Origin of the sequence: Achromobacter animicus (assembly GCF_902859585.1) — a bacterium.
Lineage (GTDB): Bacteria > Pseudomonadota > Gammaproteobacteria > Burkholderiales > Burkholderiaceae_B > Achromobacter > Achromobacter animicus.
The window spans coordinates 120543-143637 of sequence record NZ_CADIJM010000009.1; the positions used below are offsets into that span (position 1 = coordinate 120543).

19 protein-coding genes are annotated in these 23095 nt (G+C 65.1%); 6 read left to right on the forward strand and 13 right to left on the reverse strand.

The genetic code is table 11. From position 1 onward, the window contains the following. The first annotated feature begins 81 nt into the window (after positions 1–81). Positions 82–945, forward strand: coding sequence for a LysR family transcriptional regulator (locus HV681_RS19930; protein ID WP_175124675.1), 864 nt, complete (start codon positions 82–84; stop codon positions 943–945). A gap of 52 nt (positions 946–997) precedes the next feature. Further along, positions 998–1567 carry a phosphonate degradation HD-domain oxygenase gene (locus HV681_RS19935; RefSeq protein WP_175124676.1) on the forward strand — a complete coding sequence of 190 codons (570 nt, stop codon included), beginning with the start codon at positions 998–1000 and terminating at the stop codon, positions 1565–1567. A 54-nt stretch (positions 1568–1621) separates the two neighbouring features. Here HV681_RS19935 and HV681_RS19940 read toward each other — a convergent pair whose 3' ends face one another. Next, the gene (locus HV681_RS19940; protein WP_175124677.1) at positions 1622–2473 is read right to left on the reverse strand and encodes a sulfurtransferase; all 852 of its coding nucleotides are present in this window, start codon (positions 2471–2473) and stop codon (positions 1622–1624) included. Positions 2474–2510: 37 nt separating this feature from the next. Beyond that, positions 2511–3365, reverse strand: coding sequence for a DMT family transporter (locus HV681_RS19945; protein ID WP_175124678.1), 855 nt, complete (start codon positions 3363–3365; stop codon positions 2511–2513). Positions 3366–3519: 154 nt separating this feature from the next. On the opposite strand from HV681_RS19945, the gene htpX reads away from it, so the two are divergent. Beyond that, positions 3520–4401 carry a protease HtpX gene (gene htpX / locus HV681_RS19950; protein ID WP_056567464.1) on the forward strand — a complete coding sequence of 294 codons (882 nt, stop codon included), beginning with the start codon at positions 3520–3522 and terminating at the stop codon, positions 4399–4401. Positions 4402–4503: 102 nt separating this feature from the next. Here the strand turns inward: htpX and HV681_RS19955 are convergent, their stop codons facing one another. Continuing rightward, complete coding sequence (locus HV681_RS19955; protein ID WP_175124679.1) at positions 4504–5895, reverse strand: L-serine ammonia-lyase; 1392 nt, start codon at positions 5893–5895, stop codon at positions 4504–4506. A 175-nt stretch (positions 5896–6070) separates the two neighbouring features. On the opposite strand from HV681_RS19955, the gene HV681_RS19960 reads away from it, so the two are divergent. Continuing rightward, on the forward strand, positions 6071–7732 hold the full coding sequence (locus HV681_RS19960) for a Na/Pi cotransporter family protein (RefSeq protein WP_175124680.1): 1662 nt from the start codon (positions 6071–6073) through the stop codon (positions 7730–7732). 140 nt (positions 7733–7872) lie between these two features. Here HV681_RS19960 and HV681_RS19965 read toward each other — a convergent pair whose 3' ends face one another. The 3 genes from HV681_RS19965 to polA all read right to left on the reverse strand — a co-directional run bounded on the left by HV681_RS19965 (position 7873) and on the right by polA (position 12375). After that, positions 7873–8661, reverse strand: a complete 789-nt coding sequence (locus tag HV681_RS19965) for a dienelactone hydrolase family protein (protein WP_175124681.1) — start codon at positions 8659–8661, stop codon at positions 7873–7875. A 57-nt stretch (positions 8662–8718) separates the two neighbouring features. Further along, the gene (locus tag HV681_RS19970; RefSeq protein ID WP_175124682.1) at positions 8719–9555 is read right to left on the reverse strand and encodes a ZIP family metal transporter; all 837 of its coding nucleotides are present in this window, start codon (positions 9553–9555) and stop codon (positions 8719–8721) included. Between the two features lie 102 nt (positions 9556–9657). After that, positions 9658–12375: a DNA polymerase I gene (polA, locus tag HV681_RS19975; protein ID WP_175124683.1), complete on the reverse strand. Its 2718-nt coding sequence runs from the start codon at positions 12373–12375 to the stop codon at positions 9658–9660. 16 nt (positions 12376–12391) lie between these two features. Between polA and HV681_RS19980 the strand changes: the two genes are divergently transcribed. Continuing rightward, the gene (locus HV681_RS19980; protein WP_496349920.1) at positions 12392–13054 is read left to right on the forward strand and encodes an LOG family protein; all 663 of its coding nucleotides are present in this window, start codon (positions 12392–12394) and stop codon (positions 13052–13054) included. A 75-nt stretch (positions 13055–13129) separates the two neighbouring features. Here the strand turns inward: HV681_RS19980 and HV681_RS19985 are convergent, their stop codons facing one another. Next, positions 13130–13993, reverse strand: coding sequence for a LysR family transcriptional regulator (locus HV681_RS19985; RefSeq protein WP_175124684.1), 864 nt, complete (start codon positions 13991–13993; stop codon positions 13130–13132). A gap of 106 nt (positions 13994–14099) precedes the next feature. Between HV681_RS19985 and HV681_RS19990 the strand changes: the two genes are divergently transcribed. Next, positions 14100–14498 (forward strand): tautomerase family protein, encoded by a 399-nt coding sequence (locus HV681_RS19990; protein WP_175124685.1) that lies wholly within the window; start codon positions 14100–14102, stop codon positions 14496–14498. A 96-nt stretch (positions 14499–14594) separates the two neighbouring features. On the opposite strand, the gene typA is transcribed toward HV681_RS19990, so the two are convergent. The 6 genes from typA to rimP form a co-directional block, all read right to left on the reverse strand. After that, positions 14595–16418 (reverse strand): translational GTPase TypA, encoded by a 1824-nt coding sequence (typA, locus tag HV681_RS19995; RefSeq protein ID WP_175124686.1) that lies wholly within the window; start codon positions 16416–16418, stop codon positions 14595–14597. After that, positions 16415–17167 (reverse strand): tRNA pseudouridine(55) synthase TruB, encoded by a 753-nt coding sequence (gene truB / locus HV681_RS20000; protein WP_175124687.1) that lies wholly within the window; start codon positions 17165–17167, stop codon positions 16415–16417. Before truB ends, typA begins: the two co-directional genes overlap by 4 nt. A 42-nt stretch (positions 17168–17209) precedes the next feature. Further along, positions 17210–17611 carry a 30S ribosome-binding factor RbfA gene (rbfA, locus tag HV681_RS20005; protein ID WP_175124688.1) on the reverse strand — a complete coding sequence of 134 codons (402 nt, stop codon included), beginning with the start codon at positions 17609–17611 and terminating at the stop codon, positions 17210–17212. 21 nt (positions 17612–17632) lie between these two features. Then, on the reverse strand, positions 17633–20689 hold the full coding sequence (infB, locus tag HV681_RS20010; RefSeq protein WP_175124689.1) for a translation initiation factor IF-2: 3057 nt from the start codon (positions 20687–20689) through the stop codon (positions 17633–17635). Positions 20690–20786: 97 nt separating this feature from the next. Further along, positions 20787–22265, reverse strand: a complete 1479-nt coding sequence (nusA, locus tag HV681_RS20015) for a transcription termination factor NusA (RefSeq protein ID WP_056322387.1) — start codon at positions 22263–22265, stop codon at positions 20787–20789. Further along, on the reverse strand, positions 22262–22762 hold the full coding sequence (rimP, locus tag HV681_RS20020; RefSeq protein WP_175124690.1) for a ribosome maturation factor RimP: 501 nt from the start codon (positions 22760–22762) through the stop codon (positions 22262–22264). The genes nusA and rimP overlap by 4 nt, the downstream gene beginning before the upstream one ends. Between the last annotated feature and the right edge of the window lie 333 nt (positions 22763–23095).

The window sequence follows — 23095 nt, forward strand, 5'->3', positions numbered from 1 at the left end:
CGCAAATGCAGTAATAAAAACATCAAATTATTTTGGTGTACTGGCGGTCTTGCGCATTGCGTCCAATCCTCGCCCCCGATCGTGCTCGTCGCCGAACTCAAATCCTTCTATGCCGTGGCCCGCTGCGGAACCGTCACCAAGGCCGCCGCCCAACTGGGCGTGAGCCAGCCCACGGTGACCGGGCAGTTGCGTCAGCTCGAATCGCGCTACGGCATCGAACTGTTCCACCGGCAGGGGCGCGGCATGCGGTTGTCGGACGCCGGGCAGAACCTGATGCCGATGGTCGAGAAGCTGGTGCAGCAGGAGACCGAGATCGACTTCCGGCTGCGCGACGCGAGCGATCTGCGCGAGGGCAACCTGCGCATCGGCGCGACCGGCCCGTACTACATCATGGACACCGTGCGGCGCTACAACCAGCGCTATCCCGGCATCGACCTGACCGTCACGATCGGCAATTCGCAGTCGATGCTCCGGGCGCTGCAGGATTACCGCATCGAGATTGCCACGTCTTCCTTTCTGATGGATGACAAGCACCTATACCGGCGCAAGATCGCCGCGGACCCGATCCGCGTGGTGGTGCACCGGACACATCCGCTGGCCCGGCGCGGGCAGGTGCGCCTTGCCGATCTGGCGGACTATGCGCTGCTGCTGCGCGAGCCGGGTTCCATGACGCGCCACCTGACGGAAGAGGCGCTGCAAGCCGCCGGCGTCACCGTGCGCCGCACGCTGGAGATTGGCAGCCGCGAGTCGATCCGCCAAGCCATCCTGTGCGAGCTGGGCATCAGCCTGATCCCGTCACGCGAAATCCCGTCCCACCCCGATCTGGCAGCCCTCGACATCGAAGACGCCGGCATCGTGATGAATGAGTACCTGTACTGCCTGCGCGAGCGCCAACCGGTGCAGCTTATCGCGCGCTTTCTGGAGATGGCGCCGGCAGCCGGCTGACCGTTGCGGTCACTGCCCGCCTCTTCCCCTTGCGGCCACTCAGGAGACAACCATGGCCTTGACCCTGCAGGATATCGAACAGCTTTTCCTGGAACGCGGGCACCGTTCCTATCATGGCGAATCCGTCAGCCATCTGCGGCACGCGCTGCAGACGGCGACGCTCGCCGAACAGAACGGCGCCAACGCCCATCTCATCACGGCGTGCCTGCTGCATGACCTGGGCCACCTGATCGCCGATCGGCCCGGCACGCCGACGCTGCGCGGCATCGACGACAAGCATCAGTATTTCGTGCTGCCCTTCCTGCGCGGCTTGTTCAGCGCCGCCGTGCTGGATCCCATCCGCCTGCACGTCGAGGCCAAGCGCTACCTCTGCTATGTCGAACCGCAGTACGAAGCGAGGCTGTCCGAGGATTCGCGCCGCAGCCTGGCACTGCAGGGCGGCAGTTTCGACGCCGGCCAGGCGGTGGACTTCGCCAGCATGCCCGGCGCGCCCGACGCGATCCGCCTGCGGCGGTGGGACGACATGGCCAAGGTGCCGGGGCTGGCCACGCCGCCGCTCGATCACTTCCTGGAAATCGCCGAAAGCGTGTCTGGACGCGTCAAGCTGGCCGCGGTCTGGTAACTGCCCGCCCGCGACCATGAAAAAAGCCAGGGTGTGCGCCCTGGCTTTTGTCGTTCATTCGCCCTTGGCCACCGGCCGGGCGGGATCGCTGCACCATTCGCTCCAGGAACCCGGATACAGGCGGGAACCGGACAGGCCGGCGATTTCCATCGACAGCAGGTTGTGGCAGGCGGTGATGCCCGAGCCGCACTGGTGGACGATGGACGCCGGATCGCGCCCCGCCAGAAGCGCGCCGAATTCCGCGCGCAGCGCGTCGGCTGACTTGAAGCGGCCGTCCGGCTGCAGATTTTCGCCGTTCGGGCGGTTCAGCGCGCCGGGGATATGGCCGGCCACCGGGTCCATCGGTTCCACTTCGCCGCGATAGCGATTGGCGGCGCGCGCGTCGATCACGGTGAAGGCCGGCTGGGCGATGTTGGCCAGCACCGTCTGGGCATCCACCGTGCCGGCCAGCGGTGCGCCTGGCTCGACCGGCTTGCCCGGCTGCACGGCGGGCGCCGCGTCATGGCTGACGGGCAGGCCAGCGGCCGTCCAGGCTTGCCATCCGCCGTCCAGCACGGCGACCTGGTCATGGCCCAGCCACCGCAGCATCCACCACAGGTGCGCCGCATACATGCCGCCGCTGGCGTCGTACGCCACGACCAGCGTGCTGGGGGTCACGCCGTGGGCGGCCATCAGCGCGCCGAACTGGGCGCGGTCCGGCAGCGGATGGCGGCCGTTCTTGCCCGTCTTCGCGGCGGCCAGCTCGGTTTCATGATCCAGGTAGCGGGCGCCGGGAATGTGGCCCGCGTCATAGGCCTGGCGGCCCGCCGCGTGGTTGGTCAAATCGTGGCGCACGTCGAACACGCGCACGTCGGGCGTATCCAAACGCGCGGCCAGGTCAGCGGCGGAGATCAGGGTCGTCGTCATGCGAGGGGGCTCCTGTGGAATTCGGCGGATGCTGGGTTCAGACCGGCTTGGGATCGCGCATGGTGCGCCACACCGACAGCAGGCCCGCGAAGATGATGAGGCCCATGCCGGCCCAGGCCACGACGTCCAGATGGTCGCCCCAGAAGCCCATGCCGATCAGCGCCGCAAAAATGATGGTGCTGTACTGCAGGGCGGCGGTCAGCAGCGCCGACCCCATGCCGAACGCCCGGGTCATGGCCAACTGGCCAAACAGCCCCGCGACGCCCACGCCCAGCAGCGAAAGATAACCGGTCCAGTCCGCATAGCCCCAGCCTTCAAACGCCAGTCCGGCGCCGCTGGACGCGCACACCGCGACCGAGAAGAACAGCACCGTGCGCCATTCGGGTTCGCCGATGCGGCCCAGCTGGCGGATCTGCATCATCGCGATGGCGGACATGGCGCCCGCCCCCATGCCGAGCAAGGCGGCAAGCCACTGGTCTTCGTTGATGCTGGGCCGCAGCACGGCAATCACGCCCATAAACCCCAGCGCCACGGCCAGGATCCGCACCGGATCGCGTTGCGCCCCGCCCCACCCCAGCATCCAACAGGCGATGAACAGCGGCGCCGTGTAGTTCAGGCTGGTGGCCGTGGCCAGCGGCAGATGGGAGATGGCAAAAAAGCCCAGCCACATCGATGTGACGCCGGACAGGTTGCGCCAGATGTGCAGCTTCCAGCTCGTGGGAATGATGGACTGGCGGCCGGCGCGCGCCCAGATCAGCAACAGGATCACCGACGGCAGGCCGCGAAAGAGCACGACCTGCGGCAGCGACGCGCCGTGTTCGGTGCCGAGCTTCACGAACGACCCCATGATGGCGAACATGGCGGACGCCACCAACATCCAAAGTGCCTGCATGCGGGTCTACGCTAAGGGAAAAGGGGGGGATGGAATAAGGGAAAGCGATACTATACTCTCCGTCACCCGGAGCGGAGCCGGCGAGTCGGGGAACTGGCGAGGCCCCGCGATGTCGAAATCCGGGTATTTGCCGCTCGCAGAGGAATAAAAAAACATGAAACGCATTGTTCTGTTCGTCATCACCAACCTGGCCGTCATGCTCGTGCTGTCGGCCACGCTGCGCATCCTGGGCGTGGACCGTGTCATCACGGCCAACGGGATCAACTTCAACGCGCTCCTGATCTTCTCGGTCGTGGTTGGCTTCACCGGCGCCATCATCTCGCTCCTCATGAGCAAGCCGATGGCCAAGTGGAGCACCGGCGCGCAGGTGCTGGACCCCAACGCGCCCCGCAACCAGCGCGAAGCCTGGCTGGTCGACACGGTCCACCAACTGGCAGACCGCGCCGGCATCGGCCGCCCCGAAGTCGCCATCTACGAAGGCGCCCCCAACGCGTTTGCCACCGGCGCGTTCAAGAACGACTCGCTGGTCGCCGTGTCGACGGGCCTCCTGGAAAGCATGTCCGAAGAGGAAGTCGCAGCCGTGCTGGCGCACGAAGTCGCGCACATCGCCAACGGCGACATGGTCACCCTGACCCTGATCCAGGGCGTGGTGAACACTTTCGTCATCTTCCTGGCGCGCGTGGTCGGCTACTTCATCGACCGCGTCGTGTTCAAGAACGAACGCGGCATCGGCCCGGGCTACTTCGTCACGGTGCTGGTCTGTGAAATCATCTTCGGCGTCCTGGCCTCGATCATCGTGGCCTGGTTCTCGCGCCAGCGCGAATACCGCGCCGACGCCGGCTCGGCCCACCTGATGGGCGCCCGCGAACCGATGATCCGCGCCCTTGCGCGCCTGGGCGGCCTGGAACCGGGCGAACTGCCCAAGTCCTTCGAAGCGTCCGGCATCACCGGCAAGGGCGGCCTGGCAGCCATGTTCGCCTCGCACCCGCCGATCCCGGCCCGCATCGCCGCGCTGCAGAATGCTCGCGTGATCTGACCGGCCCCGGCCCTTGGCCGCAAAAAAGCCCGCTTCGGCGGGCTTTTTTGCGTACGTATCAAGCACAAGCGCGTGGATGGGAGGCCTCCACCCAGGCCGCGCTCAGCACTCGACGATATTCACCGCCAAGCCGCCCCGCGCCGTTTCCTTGTACTTGGTCTTCATGTCGGCGCCGGTTTCGCGCATGGTCTTGATGACCGAGTCCAGCGACACGTAGTGCTGGCCGTCGCCGCGCAGCGCCATGCGGGCGGCGTTGACGGCCTTGACCGAGGCCATGGCGTTGCGCTCGATACAGGGAATCTGCACCAGTCCGCCGACCGGGTCGCAGGTCAGGCCCAGGTTGTGCTCCATGCCGATCTCGGCCGCATTCTCCACCTGCTCCACCGACCCGCCCAGCGCCGCCGCCAATCCGCCGGCCGCCATGGAACAGGCCACGCCAACTTCGCCCTGACAGCCCACTTCCGCGCCCGACAGCGACGCGTTGTACTTGTACAGCAGCCCGATCGCGGCCGCGGTCAGCAGGAAGTCGCGCACGCCATCGCGGTTCGCGCCCGGCACGAAGCGATCGTAATAGTGCAGCACCGCCGGGATGATGCCCGCCGCGCCGTTGGTCGGCGCGGTGACCACGCGGCCGCCCGCGGCGTTCTCTTCGTTGACGGCCATCGCGTACAGGTTCACCCAATCCATGACGGACAGCGGGTCGGACAGCGTGCGCTCGGCGCGCTGCGTGAGATTGCGGTACAGCTCCGGGGCACGGCGGCGCACGCGCAGCGGACCGGGCAGCTCGCCGTCCGCCTCCGGATAGTTGATGCCACAGCCGCGCGCCACGCAGTCCTGCATCACCTGCCAGATCCGGTCCAGACCGGCATTGACTTCCGAGGCTTCGCGCCAGGTCAACTCGTTCTGCATCATGATCTGCGCGACGGTCATGCCGTTTTCCTGGCACATGGCCAAGAGCTCGCGTCCCATGCGAAACGGGTACGGCAACTGGTCGTGCGCGGCGATGACCTGGCTGTTGGACGCGCCCGCCGTGACGACGAAGCCACCGCCCACCGACAGGTAGCGCGCCTCGCGCAGGCTCTGGCCGTCGGCGTCGAAGGCGTGGAACTTCATGCCGTTGGGGTGCTCGGCCATGGCTTCGCGGCGGTAGAACATCAGGTGTTCCTTTTCCACGAAGGGCAGCGGGTACTTGCCCAGCAACGGCAGTTGGCGGCTGGCGCGTACGGACGCGACCATGCCGGCGATGGCAGCCGGATCGACGGTGTCGGGCGCCTCGCCCATCAGGCCCAGCAGCACGCCCTTGTCGGTGCCGTGGCCCTTGCCGGTGGCGCCCAACGATCCGTACAGTTCGGCCCGCACGCTGGCGACCCGCGGAATCAGGCCGTCCCGCTCCAGGCCCTGGGCGAACAGCAGTGCCGCCCGCATCGGACCCACGGTGTGGGAACTTGACGGGCCGATACCCACCTTGAACAGATCGAAAACGGAAACGGCCACGCCAAACTCCAAGACATCCACAAATGATCAGGCAATGATACGCGTAGCCCCGGGCGCACGCAGCAAAGCCCCGCCGGGCGTATCCTGTATCTTCGCGCCGGGTGTCAAAGCCCGGCGGGGCATGCGATCATTACAGAATTATTACTTGTCATAAAAAGAACGGAAAAACGCCTGGATGTCTGGACTCATTACCCTGCTTGACTTCGCCGGCTACGTGGCGCTGCTGCTTTGGGGCGTGCACATGGTGCAAACGGGCGTCCAACGCGCGTTTGGTGCGGCACTGGGCGCGGCGCTGGGGCGAGCCCTTGGCACGCGGCTGCGGGCATTCTTTGCCGGCCTGGGCATCACGGCCGCATTGCAGAGCAGCACCGCCACCGGCTTGATGATCACCGGCTTTGCCGCGGGCGGCGTCGTCGGCCTGGTGCCCGCGTTGGCGGCCATGCTGGGCGCCAACGTCGGCACCACGCTGATCGTCCAGCTGCTGTCCTTCGACCTGACCGAGCTTGCGCCGATCCTGATCCTTGCCGGCGTCTGGATGTTCCGGCGCTACCCGCCGGGCCGCACCCGCGACCTGGGCCGGGTCTTCATCGGCCTGGGCCTGTTGCTGCTGTCGCTGCACCAGCTCGTCGAACTCTTTGCCCCCTTCCAGACCGCGCCCATGCTGGGCATGGTCCTGGACGCGCTGGCGACCCAGCCCGTCGCTGCGGTGCTGCTGTCCGCGGCATTCACCTGGGCGGCGCACTCCAGCGTGGCCGTGGTGGTGCTGGTGATGTCGCTGGCCAGCCACAACATGGTGGCGCCGCACGTGGCTTTTGCGCTGGTGCTGGGCGCCAACCTGGGCACGGCAATCAACCCGATGATCGAAGGCGTGACCGGCGACGACCCCGCCGCCCGCCGCCTGCCGCTGGGCAATCTGCTGACACGGGTGCTGGGCGTGCTGGCCGGCCTGCTGCTGCTGCCGCTCCTGCAGCCCTGGATGAGCGACCTGGCGCGCGACCCCGCCCGCGCGGTCGCCAACTTCCACACCTTGTTCAATGTGGTCATTGCCCTGGCCTTCCTGCCGCTCCTGACGCCGTACGCCGCCCTCCTCACCCGCTGGCTGCCCAAACGCGCCGACCCGAACGACCCGTCGCGGCCCCAATACCTGGACGAATGGGCGCACGACGTGCCGGCCGTGGCGCTGGGCAACGCCGCGCGCGAAGCCCTGCGGATGGCAGACATGCTGCAGACGCTGCTGCTCTACGCGCGGGCGGGCTTCAAGCGCGACAACCGCCACCGCATGGTGCAGGCGCGCCAGCTCGACGGCGCGCTGGACAAGCTGGAAAACGCCATCACGACGTATCTGGCGACGCTGGACCAGGAAAACATGACCCGCGACGACATCCAGCGGCTCGACGACATCCTGGCCTTCACCAGCAACATCGGACACGCTGGCGATATCGCCCATCACGGGCTGCTCAGCCACGTTGCCAAGTTGCGTAAACAGGGATGGACGTTCTCGCCCGAGCAACGCGCCAGCCTGGACGACACGCTGGGCCAGCTCATCGCCAACCAGCGCACGGCCGCCGCCCTCTTCGTGAACGACGACCTGCGCCAGGCGCGTTCGCTGGCCGGCGAAAAGGCGCGTTTCCGCACGATCGAAACCCAGGCGGCCGACACGCACCTGCAGAAGATCAAGTCGGGCCAGGTCGACGCGGCGGAAGTCGGCGCGTTGTATCTGGACATCCTGCGGGATATGAAGGGCATCAACTCGCATCTGGTGGGCGCGGCGGCGTACCCCTTGCTGGCACGCCACGGCGAGCTCTTGCCCAGCCGTTTGCGCGAAGCGGGGAATTAATAGCCTCCACGCCGCGCACGCTTCGCACGCTTGCTGCCCCCCGAGGGGGCGGCCCCGCATGAAAAAGCCGACCCGCGGGTCGGCTTTCTTCTGCGAAGCTCACATCCGGTGGGCAACTTTCGTGGCTCGCCCGTCCCGCTTCACAAATACCGCTTGAACCACTCCAGCATCCGCGCCCAGCCATCCTTCGCGGCCTCCGGGTGATAACTGGCGCGGTAATCCGCCAGGAACGCATGATCGGCCTCGGGATACACCACGATGTCGGACTGCTTCGCCGCAGCGTTGCCGGCGGCCAGCTTCGTCTTCATGGCTTCCACATCAGACAGCGGAATGCTGGCGTCGCGCCCGCCGTACAGGCCCAGGACGGGACCGTGCAGCTCGTTCGTCACATCCAGCGCCACGCGCTTGATGAGCGGCCCGTGGCCCACGCTGAGCTTGCCGTACCAGGCGACGCCCGCCTTCACGTCGGGATTGTGCGCGGCGTACATCCACGTCAGGCGCCCGCCCCAGCAGAAACCCGTCACCGCCACCCGGCGCGGGTCCCCGCCATTGGCGGCGGCCCAGGCGACGCTGGCGTCCAAGTCGCCAAACACCTGTTCGTCCGGGACCTTGCTGACGAGTTCGGAAATGAGCTTCGGGATGTCGGTGTAGGAGGATGCGTCGCCCTGGCGCTGATAAAGATCGCAAGCGACGGCCAGATAGCCGGCCTTGGCGACCCGGCGGCAGATGTCCTTGATGTGTTCATGCACACCAAAGATTTCCTGGATCACCAGCACGATCGGCAGATCGCGCTTGCCCTCGGGCGCCGCGTAGTAGGCATCGATGGGGCCACCCGTGACGGGTAGCTGGAAATCCCCATGGACGAGGCCCTGCGTGTCCGTGTGGATCACGGTGGGGGCGACATTGCCTGCGGCGGTGGAAAAACTCATGGAGAACTCCTTGGTTGGGGTCGACGAAAGCCGGCCATCCCTACCGCCGTGCCAGCGCTAGTGCTGGTGGCCGTGCTCCGCATGCGGCGCGCCATGGTCATGGCCGCCATGGTCGTGCCCGTGGTGCATCAGGGTCGTCACGCTGTAGATCAGCGCCACACCCACACCGACCAGCAGCAATTGCGGGACGGCATCGGACAGGGATACCCGCTCGTGCATCTGCGGCATCAGGTCGGCCACCGAGATATACAGGAAGCTGCTGGCGGCAACCACCAGAATGTACGGCGTCCAGTCCTGCGCCTGCTGCAGCACGAAGTAGCCTATTATGCCGCCGACCGCTGAACACAAGCTGGTAAAGAGAATCAGCGCGAAGGCCCGGCGGCGGCGCAGGCCGGCATTGATCAGAACGACGAAGTCGCCCAGCTTGTGCGGTATCTCGTGGATGATGATCGACGCCGCGGTCAGCACCCCCAACAGCGGATCGGTGAGAAACGCCGCGGCGATCAGCACGCCATCGCACAGGTTGTGCAGCGAGCTGCCGATCAGGATGAGCATCCCGCCGCGCCCCGCCTCGTGCCGGTCGTGTCCCTTGTGGTGGTGATGGCCGTCGCCTTCGTGGTGATGGCTGTGGCGCAGCAGCGCAATCTTCTCCAGCACGAAGAACCCGATCAGCGACGCCAGCATCAGCCCGAAGAGCACATGCGCGTTGCCAACGCCGGTCTCGAACGCTTCGGGCAGCAGGTGCAGCAGCGCGACCGACAGCAGCACGCCCACCGACAGACTCACCATGTGATGCAGGTATTTGGCAAAGACCTTGTACGCGAGCCAGCTCGCGATGAGGACAGCAATAAGGCCGCCGGTAATGGTGGCGAGCAAAACCCAGAGCAGCAACATGGAGGGGGGAAAAGATCAGGCGGGGGAAGCGCAACATTATATTGTTGCAATCCAAAAACCGGAAATGGGCCGTCCGAAGACGGCCCGGGGCGCTCTGTCCCTTTAGTGCGCCTGTTCCCAGTTCTTGCCCATGCCCACTTCCGCAACCAGCGGCACACGCAGCGTCGCCACGTTGCACATCAGGCGCGGCAGCGCCTCCTTGACCAGATCCAGCTCCTCGTCCGGCGCTTCCATCACCAGTTCGTCGTGCACCTGCATGATCATGCGCGTCTGCAGCTTCTCGGTGTCGAGCCAGTCCTGCACCGCCACCATGGCCATCTTGATGAGGTCGGCCGCGGTGCCCTGCATGGGCGCATTGATGGCCGCCCGCTCGGCGCCCTGCCTGCGCGGCCCCGAGGCGCCGCGGATTTCCGGCAACTGCAGCCGCCGTCCAAAGACGGTTTCCACGTAGCCCTGCTCGCGCGCCAGGCGCCGCGTGTCGTCCATGTACATGGCCACGCCGGGATAGCGCGCAAAGTAGCGGTCGATGTAAGCCTGCGCGGCGTCGCGCGTGATGCCCAGGTTGGACGCCAGGCCGAACACGCCCATGCCGTAGATCAGGCCGAAGTTGATGGCCTTGGCGGCACGGCGCTGATCGGTGGTCACGGCGTCCAGCGGCACGCCGAATACTTCGGATGCGGTGGCGCGGTGGATGTCTTCGCCCGCCGCGAAGGCGCTTTGCAGATTCGCGTCGTCCGAAACGTGCGCCATGATGCGCAACTCGATCTGCGAATAGTCTGCGGACAACAGCAGGCCGCGCTCGGCGATGAACGCCTCGCGCACCCGACGCCCGGCCTCGGTGCGGACCGGAATGTTCTGCAGGTTGGGATCCGACGACGCCAGACGCCCGGTGATGACGGCGGCCTGCGAATAGTGCGTATGCACCCGCCCGGTCGCCGGGTTGATCATGCGCGGCAGCTTGTCCGTGTAGGTGGACTTCAGCTTGGACAGCCCGCGGTAGTCCAGCAGCACCTGCGGCAGTGGATAGTCCAGCGCCAGCTTGCTCAGCACTTCCTCGTCCGTGGAGGGCGCGCCGCTCGCGGTCTTGCGCACCACCGGCAGCTGCATGCGGCCGAACAGGATTTCGCCAAGCTGCTTGGGGGAGTTGAGGTTGAACGGCTGGCCGGCGAGTTCATAGGCCTTTTGCTCGAGCTGCAGCATCTCCTGGCCCAGCTTGTTGCTCTGGCGGCCCAGTTCGGCGGCATCGACCTTCACGCCGTTGCGTTCGATGGTGGTCAGCACGCCGGACACCTGCATTTCCAGGCGATAGATACGTTCCAGCCCTTCGTCGGCGGCGACCATCGGACGCAGCACCTGATGCAGTTGCAGCGTGAAATCGGCGTCTTCGGCCGCGTAATGCCCGGCCTTGTCCACCGCCACTTCGTCAAACCCGATCTGCTTGGCGCCCTTGCCGCAGAGGTCCTCGTAGGACACGCCGCTGCGTCCCAGATAACGCTGCGCCAGATCGTTCAGGCCCACGCCGCGATGCGATTCCAGCACGTAGGCCTGCAGCATCGTGTCTTCGGCGGCGCCGGCCAGGCGGATGCCTTCGTTGGCGAACACGTGCGTGTCGTACTTGGCGTGGTGCAGCAGCTTGGCGCGCGCCGCGTCTTCCAGCCAGGGCTTCAAACGGGCCAGCACTTCATCCTTGGGCAACTGGACCGCACCGTCGGGACCCCGGTGCGCGACCGGGATGTAGCAGGCCACGCCGGGCGCCACCGACATCGACAAGCCCACCAGCCGGGCCTGCATCTCGTCCAGCGACGTCGTCTCGGTGTCCAGCGCAACCAGCGATGCCTGCTGCATCAGTTCCATCCAGGCGTCGAACGCGGCCCAGTCGGAAATGATGCGGTAATCCAGCGTGGCGGGCGCGGCGGGCGCCTCGTGCGCGACGCGCGCATCGCCCGTGGGCACGCGCTCGACATCACCGGTCAGGTCGCGCAGCCACGTGCGGAAGCCGTAGCGTTCGTACAGTTCGGTCAGCGTGGCGTCGTCGCGCGGGCGCGGCGTCAGGTCGTCCACGCTGTCGATGTGGCCGGTCAGATCGCAATCGCACTTGACCGTGAGCAGTTGGCGCGTCAGCGGGAAATTGGGGATGGCTTCGCGCAGGTTGTTGCCGGCCACGCCCTTGATGCCATCGGCGCCTTCGATCAGCTTGTCAATCGAGCCGAATTCCGTAATCCATTTGGCGGCCGTCTTGGGCCCGACCTTGGTGACGCCCGGGACGTTGTCGACCGTGTCGCCCACCAGCATCAGGTAGTCGACGATACGCTCGGGAGGCACGCCAAACTTGTTCACGACGCCGGCTTCGTCCAGGACCTCGCCGCTCATGGTGTTGACGAGCGTGACGTGGCTGTTGACCAGTTGCGCCAGGTCCTTGTCGCCCGTAGAGACGATGGTGTGAACGTCATGCTGCGCGGCACGATGTGCCAACGTGCCAATGACGTCATCCGCCTCGACGCCTTCGATCGCCAGCACAGGCCAGCCCAGAGCGCGCACCGCGCGGTGGATGGGATCGATTTGTGCTGCTAGGTCCTCAGGCATAGGGGGACGGTGCGACTTGTATTCCGGATACAGATCGTCCCGAAACGTCTTGCCGCGAGCATCGAAGATACATGCGGCATACTCTGCCTTATGGTCAGATACAAGCTTGCGCAGCATATTGACCACGCCGTAAAGCGCACCTGTCGGTTCGCCTTGCGCGTTGCGCAAATCGGGCATAGCGTGGAAAGCGCGGTACAAGTAACTTGAACCGTCGACCAGTAATAGCGTTTTTTTCATGGTTACAAAGGCAGATATGGATACACCCGCCGGCAAACAAATTCCGCTGATTATGTCAGAGATAAGGACGGCGGCAGACAAGCTCGCTCACATCGGGCCCGCAGTCAGCGTTTTCGGTAGCGCACGAGTCAGCCGTAATTCCCCGTACTATGAAACCACCATCGCGATCTCCGCGGCGCTGGCAGAAGCTGGCTTCGCAGTCATCGCGGGCGGCGGCCCCGGCATCATGGAAGCCGCCAACAAAGGTGCATTTGAAGCAGGAGGCACGAGCATCGGGTTGAACATCAGCCTGCCGCACGAAGCCCACAACAACGAATTCCAGACCATCAGCCTGTCCTTCGAGTACTTCTTCCCTCGCAAGGCAGCGTTCTTCATGCACAGCTTCGCCTACGTGGCGATGCCCGGCGGCTTTGGCACGCTGGACGAGCTCTTCGAAGCGTTGACGCTCATCCAGACGGGCAAGGTGCCGCCGGCGCCGATCGTGCTGGTCGGCAGCGAGTACTGGTCGGGACTGGCCGAATGGCTGGGCGACCAGGTGCTCGGCAACGGCATGATCGGCGCCCACGACCTGGATCTTTTCATCATCGAAGACGACCCCGTCAAGGTGGTGCGAAAGGTCGTGGAATTCCACGAACGGGTGATGTCCGCCGAACAGTACGCCCCTTCCCTGCCCGCCTGACACGGCGGCTGTGCTACGGACAGGGCGTCGCCCGCGCTTGTCCGCACGCACCGCAACCTTCAGTCAAGGCGCTGCCTACGTCATCGCCTTGACGATCGCCTCGCGCGCCAGCCCCACGAACTCGCTTTCGCCGGGGCGGGCAGCGAGCAACCTGAATTCCACCGATGGCAACGCCGGCAAGCCGGGCGCCTGCAGCCGCGCCATGCCCGCACCCAGCGCCGATTCGTTCAGGCACGCAACGCCCAATCCCGCGGCGACGGCCAACTGCAGTCCCGCGACGCCGGACGCCACGTGCGATACCGCATACGGCACGCCGCGGCGCGACAACATCCGCTCTACGTATTGGCGCAGCGCGCAGGTTTCCGGCAGCGCCAGCAACGGCAAGGGTTCGGCCAGCGGCGGCGTCACGCCCTCGGCCGCCATCCACAGCAGCGGTTCACGCCGCAGCAGCGCGCCGTCCGCCCGGCCGCGCGTCGCGCCCTGCTCCTGGATGACCATGGATATGCCGACGTCGATCTCGCCGCGCTCGTAAGCCGCTTCGATCGCGCCGCTTTTCATGATGGTGACGTGCAGCCGCACCTGCGGATACTGCTCGTTCAGGCGGCGCAGCAGACGGGCGACGTCCCCCGGCCGGAAGTAATCGGTGATGCACAGGCGCAGTTCGCCCCGAAGCGCCACGCCGCGCAGGTCGCGGTAGGCCTCGTCGCTCAGGGCCAGGATCGTGCGCGCATGCGCCAGGAGGCGCTGACCGGCCGGCGTGGCGCGCACGCCCGCTTTGCCGCGCACCAGCAACGGCTGGCCCGCCCTGTCCTCCAGCTTGCGCATCTGTTCACTGACGGACGATTGCGACAGGAACACCTTGGGCGCCGCGGCCGTCAGGCTGCCCGCGTCCAGCACCGCAACCAGCGTGCGAAGCTGGTCCAGGTCGAATCCGCTCATGATTTATCCAACGGCTAAATCGATGGATGAAATCGTAATTTCCCGCTTTTCCGATGTCAACGCGCTTTCTACACTGGCCCTGTACCTACCCAACCGGAGAGCCGTCATGCCCCACATCGTCATCCATCGTTCCGGCACAACCGATGCCGCCATTGACCAACGCATCGTCGAATCCGTCGCCGGGCTGACCCAGTCCGTGCTCGGTAAAAAGCTGCCCGTCATCGCCATCACGCTGCAGCACATTCCGCACGAACTCTGGTTCATCGGCGGGCGTCCTTTGTCCGAGCAGGGCAAAAACGCATTCCACCTGGACATCAGCGTCACGGACGAGACCAACACCAAGTCCGAGAAGGCGCGCTTCATCAAGGACGTCTATGCCGCGTTCCAGGAGATCCTGGGCGAACTGCACGAGTGCTCGTACGTCCATGTGATCGACGCGCGCGCGGCGGCCTATGGCTATGGCGGGCGAACGCAAGAGTACCGGCACCAGCACGGCGCGGTGTAGCCGGCGGCCGCAGTGGTTGCAAAAAAAAGCCGCGCACCCGAAGGTGCGCGGCTTTTCATTGATCCGGCGACAAGGCGGCGACTGCCGCCTTCAAGCTCAGACCGCGGCTTCGCGCGCGGCGCGCTTGCGCTCGTTTTCGAGCAGGTAGCGCTTGCGCAGACGGATCGACTTCGGGGTGATTTCCACCAGTTCGTCGTCGTCGATGAATTCCACGGCGTATTCCAGCGACATCTGGATCGGCGGAACCAGGCGCACGGCTTCGTCGGTGCCCGACGCGCGCACGTTGGTCAGCTGCTTGCCCTTGATCGGGTTCACGACCAGGTCGTTGTCGCGGCTGTGGATGCCGATGATCATGCCTTCGTACAGCGCATCGCCCGGGTTGACGAACATGCGGCCGCGATCCTGCAGCTTCCACAGCGCGTAAGCCACGGCGTCGCCGTTGTCCTGGCTGATCAGCACGCCGTTGCGGCGCTCGCCGATGGAGCCTTCCTTGATCGGCGCGTACTCGTGGAAGATGTGGCTCATCAGGCCCGTGCCGCGCGTCAGCGTCAGGAATTCGTTCTGGAAACCGATCAGGCCGCGGGCCGGGATCAGGTATTCCAGACGCGTACGGCCACGGCCGTCCGGCTGCATGTCCTGCAGGTCGCCCTTACGGCGGCCCAGCTCTTCCATGACGCCACCCTGGTGCGCGTCTTCGACGTCAACGGTCAGCGACTCGAACGGCTCGCACTTCACGCCGTCGATTTCCTTGAACACCACGCGCGGACGCGACACGGCCAGCTCGTAGCCTTCGCGGCGCATCGTTTCCAGCAGAATGGTCAGGTGCAGTTCGCCACGGCCCGACACTTCGAAAACCGTGTCGTCGCCCGTGTCGCGCACACGCAGCGCCACGTTGGACTTCAGTTCGCGATCCAGACGGTCGCGCACCTGGCGGCTGGTCACGAACTTGCCTTCGCGGCCGGCCAGCGGCGACGTGTTCACCATGAAGTTCATGGTCAGCGTCGGTTCGTCGATGCGCAGCATCGGCAGCGGTTCCTGGTTGACCGGATCCATCACCGTGCAACCGATGCCCAGGTCTTCAATGCCGTTGATCAGCACGATGTCGCCGGCTTCGGCTTCGTCCACCACGACGCGCTCCAGGCCATGGAACTTCAGCACCTGGTTGATGCGGCCGCGGCCGCCTTGACCATCGGGACCGAACTTGTAGGCCACTTCCATGCCCGGGCGCATACGGCCACGGTTGATGCGGCCCACGCCGATCTTGCCGACGTAGCTGTTGTAGTCCAGCGAAATGATCTGCATCTGCAGCGGGCCGTTGGGATCGTCCTCGCGCTGCGGCACGTGTTGCAGGATGGCTTCGAACAAGGGACGCATGTCGCCTTCGCGCACATCCGGCGTCAGGCCGGCGTAACCGGACAGACCCGATGCGTACACGACCGGGAAGTCCAGCTGCTCGTCAGTGGCGCCCAGCTTGTCGAACAGGTCGAACGTGGCGTTGATGACGAAATCGGTGCGGGCGCCCGGACGGTCGACCTTGTTGACCACGACGATCGGCTTCAGGCCCAGGGCCAGTGCCTTGCGGGTCACGAAAATGGTCTGGGGCATCGGGCCTTCGACCGCGTCAACCAGCAGCAGCACGCCGTCGACCATCGACAGCACGCGCTCGACTTCACCGCCGAAGTCGGCGTGGCCCGGGGTGTCGACGATGTTGATGTGGGTGCCTTCGTACTCAACGGCACAGTTCTTGGCCAGAATCGTGATGCCACGTTCCTTTTCCAGGTCGTTCGAGTCCATGACCCGTTCGGTCAGCGCCTGGTTTTCGCGGAAGGTGCCGGATTGGCGCAGCAGCTGGTCGACCAGGGTGGTTTTTCCGTGGTCAACGTGGGCGATGATGGCGACGTTGCGCAAGGCGCGAGTCATAGCGAGTCCTTTAAGGTCAGGGTGGAGGGCAGCAAGCCCTCCGGCAATTCGTTCAGTGCAAGCAATGCCTGCTTGGGGTCTGGCATGGCCTGCAAGGCTTCCAGTTCAACGGCGCGTTCCAGAGAGAAGGGCCCGACGTGCGTGCGCCGCAGCGCCGTCAGGTGGGCGAAACAGCCCAGCACGCGCCCGATGTCCTGGGCCAGTGTTCGGATGTATGTGCCTTTACTGCAAGCCACATCGATCTCTGCCTGCGTCCCGGTCAGGGACAACAGCTCGATGCGGTATATCGTGATCTTGCGCGGCGCCCGCTCCAGCTCGATGCCCGCGCGGGCGTACTCGTACAGCGGCTTGCCGTCGCGCTTGAGCGCCGAGTACATCGGCGGAATCTGCTCGATGGTGCCCGAGAAACGTGACAGTGCATCGCGCAGCGCCTGTTCCTCGACAACAAAACCGGGTTCGGCGGTCGCGGTGACGTTGCCCGTCAGGTCGCCGGAATCGGTTTCCGATCCAAATTGCAGCGTAGCGCGATACGCCTTGTCGGCGTCAAGCATCGCGCCGGAAATTTTGGTGGCGCGGCCCATGCAGCACACCAGCAGGCCGGTGGCAAAAGGGTCCAGCGTGCCGGTATGGCCAGCCTTGGCCGCGTCCATGGCGCGTTTGGCGCGCTGCAAGGCGTGATTGCTCGACAAACCCACAGGTTTATCAAGCAACAGCACACCGTCGAGCGCAAGCCCGCGTCGTTTAGCCATCGTCGAAATCCGGAAAAAAATGAAGCAGTGACGACAGCCCGATCAGGACTTGTCTTCAGGCTCGTCGGGTACGCCCGAGTGCGGGCCGGGGCGGTTTGCGCGGTCGATGAGGATCGACATTTCGATGCCACGGGCGACTTGCTCGTCGTGGAAGAAACGCAAAGTGGGGACGGTGTGGATGTGCAGAAGCTTGTAGAGCTGCGAATGCAGCCAGCCGGCCTTCTCGTTCAGCAAGGTGGTGGCGGCTTCGGGCTCGGCGCCCAAAACCGTGAACCACACCTTGGCATGCGCGTAGTCGGTCGACAGTTCCACACCCGAAATCGTGATCAGTCCAGCGCGTTTCGTGTCGATTTCGCGCTGGATGATCCCGGCCAGATCCTTCTGGATCTGGTCGGCCAGCCGCAGATTGCGGCCGGGAATGGCTTTGGACTTGTGACGGCTCATTAACAATGCCTGGCGCCTGCTTTACAGCGTGCGCGCAATTTCCTTGATTTCAAAGACTTCCAGCTGGTCGCCCACCTGGATGTCATTGTTGCCGCGCAGCGTCAGACCGCAATCGAAGCCCGACTTGACTTCCTTGACGTCGTCCTTGAAGCGGCGCAGCGACTCGAGGTGCCCCGTCCAGTGAACCACGTTGTTGCGCAGCAGGCGGACCTGGGAATCGCGGCGCACGATGCCGTCGAGCACCATACAACCGGCGATGTTGCCGAGGCGGGAGATGCTGTACACCTCGCGGATCTCGACCAGGCCGATGATTTCTTCCTTCTTCTCGGGCGCCAGCATGCCCGACATGGCGGCCTTAACCTCATCCACGGCGTCGTAGATGATGTTGTAGTAGCGCACGTCGATGCCGTTGTTCTCGGCAAGCTTCTTGGCGCTGGCGTCGGCGCGCACGTTGAAGCCGATGACGACGGCGTGCGAGGCGATGGCCAGGTTGATGTCGGTTTCCGAGATGCCGCCGACTGCGGCGTGCACGACCTGCACACGCACTTCGTCGGTGGACAGCTTGACCAGCGACTGCACCAGGGCTTCCTGCGAACCCTGCACGTCGGTCTTGACGATGAGGGTAAGGGTCTGGGTGCCTTCGCCGAGGTTGTCGAACATCGATTCCAGCTTGGCTGCCTGTTGGCGGGCCAGCTTGACGTCGCGGAACTTGCCTTGGCGGAACAGCGCGATTTCGCGCGCCTTGCGCTCGTCGGACAGCGCCATCAGTTCGTCACCGGCGGCCGGCACTTCGGTCAGGCCCTGGATCTCAACAGGGATCGAGGGACCGGCCGTCTGGATCGGCTTGCCGTTTTCGTCGAGCATGGCGCGCACACGGCCAAAGCTTGCGCCGGCCAGCACGACGTCGCCGCGCTTGAGCGTGCCGCTTTGCACGAGAATCGTCGCGACCGGGCCACGGCCCTTGTCCAGACGGGCTTCGATGACCAGACCCTTGGCGGGTGCGTCTTCGGGCGCCTTCAGTTCCAGCACTTCGGCTTGCAGCAGCACGTTTTCGAGGAGGTCGTCGATGCCCTGGCCGGTCTTGGCGGACACGCCCACGAACGGCACGTCGCCGCCGTATTCTTCCGGCACGACCTGCTCGGCAACCAGTTCCTGCTTGACGCGTTCCGGGTTGGCGGCGGGCTTGTCGATCTTGGTCACGGCCACCACGATGGGCACGCCTGCGGCCTTGGCATGGTGGATGGCTTCACGCGTCTGCGGCATCACGCCGTCGTCGGCGGCAACCACCAGAATCACGATGTCGGTCGCCTTGGCGCCGCGGGCACGCATGGCGGTAAACGCCTCGTGGCCCGGGGTGTCAAGGAAGGTCACCATGCCGCGCTCGGTGCGGACGTGGTAGGCGCCGATGTGCTGCGTAATGCCGCCGGCTTCGCCCGCGGCAACCTTGGCGCGGCGGATGTAGTCCAGCAGCGAGGTCTTGCCGTGGTCGACGTGGCCCATGACGGTCACGACCGGCGCGCGCGGCAGTTGCTCGGCTTCGGATTGGGTGGCGGATTCGTCCAGGAAGGCTTCCGGGTCGTCCAGCTTGGCGGCGATGGCCACGTGGCCCAGTTCCTCGACCACGATCATGGCCGTTTCCTGATCCAGCACCTGGTTGATGGTGACCATCTGGCCCAGCTTCATCAATTGCTTGATGACTTCGGCGGCCTTGACGGACATCTTGTGAGCCAGGTCGGCCACGCTGATGGTTTCCGGCACGTGGACTTCACGTGCGATGAATTCCTGCGGCGCCGGCTCGTTGCGGCGGTCGTTCTGCTGGTTACGGCCACCACGGCCGCCCGACTTGCCACCGCCCTTGCCACCCGCACGCCAGCCGTCACGGCTGGCCGGGGCTGCCGGCTTGTCGGCCGGCTTCTTGCGCGACGAATCATCGGACCAGGTCGAAGCGACTTCGGCGGTCTTGATGGTTTTCTTGGCGCCAGGGGCAGCCGGCTTGGCGTCCTTCTTGGCCGCGGGGGCGGCGCCGGGCTTGCCGGCAGGCTTGTGCAGCGTGCCGGAGATCGGCGCGGCGGCAGGCGCCTCGGGCTCAGGCGCGCGCAGCACCTTGCGGGGACGGTTCAGCATTTCGCGCAGCGCGGCGGCCTCGGCCTCGGCGGCGCGGCGGGCTTCGTCGCGGCCTGCGGTCGTGGCGGAAGCGGCCAGCGGCGGCGCGGCACGGCGGTTGTCGACGCGACCACCCACCTTGGGCGCAGCGGCGGGCGCGGCGGCGGCGGGCTTCACGGATTCGGGTTTCGCGGCAGGCTGCGCCTGGGCGACAGGCGCGGCGGCCTGGGAGGAAGATGTTTCGGACTTATTGGCTAGCACAGCAGGTTCCGGCTTGGCTTCTTCAGCCAGAGGCTCGGTGGTTTCAGTCTTGATTTCGGGCTTGGCCTCTTCGGCCACGGGCTCGGCAGGAGCAGGCGCCGGCGTCGGTTCGGGTTCAGGCTGAGCCTGGACTTCGGGCGCTTGGGCCTCGACGGGGGCGGGCGCTTCGGCCGCGACGGATTCGGTTGCCGCGGGCGCTTCTGCCGGGGCGGCGGCTTCGGCTGCGACGGGCTCCTGCTGCGGCGCTTCGGCCTGGTCGGGAGCTTCGGCCTCTACAGGCGCCGTTTCGCGAGCTTCTGCGGCGACAGGCGCCGCGGGAGCTGCGGGTGCAGCCGGTGCGGAAACCTGCGGTGCGGCGTCTGCCGCGACTTCTTCTTCGGGACGGGCCGAGGCGGCCTGTTCGGCGGCGAGTTCGGACGGGTCGCGCTTGACGAAGACGCGCTTCTTGCGCACTTCGACCTGGATCGTGCGCGAACGCCCGGTGGCGTCGGCTTGCCGGATCTCGGAAGTCTGGCGGCGCGTCAGCGTGATCTTCTTGCCTTCGGTTGCGCCGTGCGCGCGACGCAGCGATTCGAGCAATTTCGCCTTGTCGCTGTCGGTGACGGAGTCGTCGACCGATTTGAGGTCAACGCCAGCCGAACGCAGCTGATCCAGCAGCACGTTGGCAGGCATTTTCAGCTCGGTAGCGAACTGGGCGACGGTATTACTCGACATTAGGCTCTCTCTTCCCTATAGGCAGCTATTACAAACAACGTGAACTTGCGGTGGATGAAGCGGCTGCAGCGCCCACCGCAGACCCGTGTCCTTTTGGTTATTCTTCGTCGAACCAATGGGCGCGGGCACGCATGATGAGATCGCTGGCTTCCTGTTCGGTCAGACCGGCGATTTCCGCCAGTTCGTCCGTTGCCAATTCGGCCAGATCATCACGCGTATGCACTTGACGCTCGGCCAGCTTGGCGGCCAGTTCCGGCGTCATGCCTTCGAGTTCAAGCAAATCCTGTGCGGTCTCAAGGCGCTCTTCCTGGGCGATTGCCTCGGTCAGCAGCGCATTGCGGGCACGGGCGCGCAACTCGTTGATGGTGTCTTCGTCAAACGCCTCGATTTCCAGCAGTTCCTGCATGGGAACGTAGGCGATTTCCTCGATACCGGTAAATCCTTCGTCGATCAGGATGTCAGCGACTTCCTCGTCGACGTCCAGCTTGCTCATGAACGTGGTGCGCAGACCCGAACGCTCGACTTCCTGGCGGTTCAGGCTTTCTTCCGGCGTCATGATGTTGATCTGCCAGCCGGTCAGTTCGGACGCCAGGCGCACGTTCTGGCCCTTGGCGCCGATGGCCTTCGGCAGGTTTTCCTCGTCCACCACGACGTCCATCGCATGCTTGTCTTCGTCGACAACGATGGATTCGACGTTGGCCGGCGCCAGCGCGCCGATGACGAACTGCGCGGGGTCTTCGGACCACAACACGATGTCGACCTGCTCGCCGCCGAGTTCGTTGCGCACGGCGGTCACGCGCGAACCGCGCATGCCCACACACGTCCCGATGGGATCGATACGCTTATCGTATGCCACGACGGCGATCTTCGCACGCACGCCGGCATCGCGGGCGGCAGCCTTGATCTCGAGCAGACCCTGCTCGATTTCGGGCACTTCATTCTCGAACAGCTGGCGGATGAACTCGGGCGACGTGCGCGACAGGATCACTTGCTGGCCACGCGCGGCGTGGTCAACACGCAACACGAAGGCACGGACGCGGTCGGCAACCCGCAGGTTTTCCTTGGGAATCATTTCGGAGCGCGGCAGGCGCGCTTCGATCTTGCCGGTTTCGACGATGGCGTCGCCCTTGTCCATGCGCTTGATCGTTCCGGACACGATGGTTTCACCACGGTCCAGGAAGTCGTTCAGCACCTGTTCGCGTTCGGCGTCGCGGATCTTTTGCAGGATGGCCTGCTTGGCGGCCTGGGCGCCGATACGGCCGAACTCGATGGGTTCGAGGGGCTCTTCGATGTACTCGCCTTCCTTGATGCCGGGGACGATTTCCTCGGCATCCGACAGCATTTCCTGCTTGTCGGGTTCTTGCAGACCGGCCTCGTCGGGCACGACCAGCCAGCGGCGGAAGCCTTCGTGGTCTCCCGTTTCCCTATCGATGGAAACACGAATGTCCGCATCATCCTTGAAGCGCTTTTTCATGGCCGAGGCCAGCGCACTTTCGAGAGCGCCGAACACGACGTCACGCGTGACGTTTTTTTCACGCGCCAAGGCATCGACCAACAGAAGAATTTCGCGACTCATCGCTTTTTGCCCTTGAAATCCAGAACGGGATCCAGTTTTGCACGCTCGATATCTTCGACCGTGAAATTCAACACCTGGACTTCGTTCTTTTTTGCCTCAAATTCGAGACCGAACACGGTCTTGTGCATCCCAGCAGCTGCGTCGGCTGCGGCTTCGTCTTCCGGCACGGTCAACGTGCCCGAGAAGACCTTGCGGCCGTCCAATGCCTCACGCAGCTTGATTTCGATGCGCTCGCCTGCGAAACGGCGGAACTCGGCCTCGGTGCGCAGCGGGCGGTCAACACCCGGCGAACCCACTTCGAGGCGCTTGTAGTCGATGTTCTCGACCTCATAGACCCGCGACAATTGGCGGGACACCTGCTCGCAGTCTTCGATGCGCACACCGCCGACCCGATCGATCGTGACGCGCAAAAGGCCCAGGGCGGCACGTTCCACGTCGACAAGTTCGACGTCCATGCCGGCCAGAGCCTCTTCGGTCAATGCGAATAAATCAGCCATATACTCAAAAAAAATGGGCTGTACGCCCAGCCCACCGATATTGCACAGAGCCCAGCCGCTTCCCTACTACACGTAAGGAGCAATGCTGGGCAGTGCCCTATATTGCGACCTAATTTTTGGCTTGCGCCGCCCTGATTTCCCGACCCGGTGCCGAACCCGGCTTTCGACGGACTTGGCTGGGTACTCAGGCGCCTGTGCGCCTTCCGCGAAAAGCGGCACGCGCCAAGGAGATTGCTGCAAACAGCGCCCGGCAACACGCCAGCCAGCAACACGCCAGCACAAGGCCGTGCGCCCGATCGGCCCAAATGCAGCCAACAAGCATGCAGCCGACGT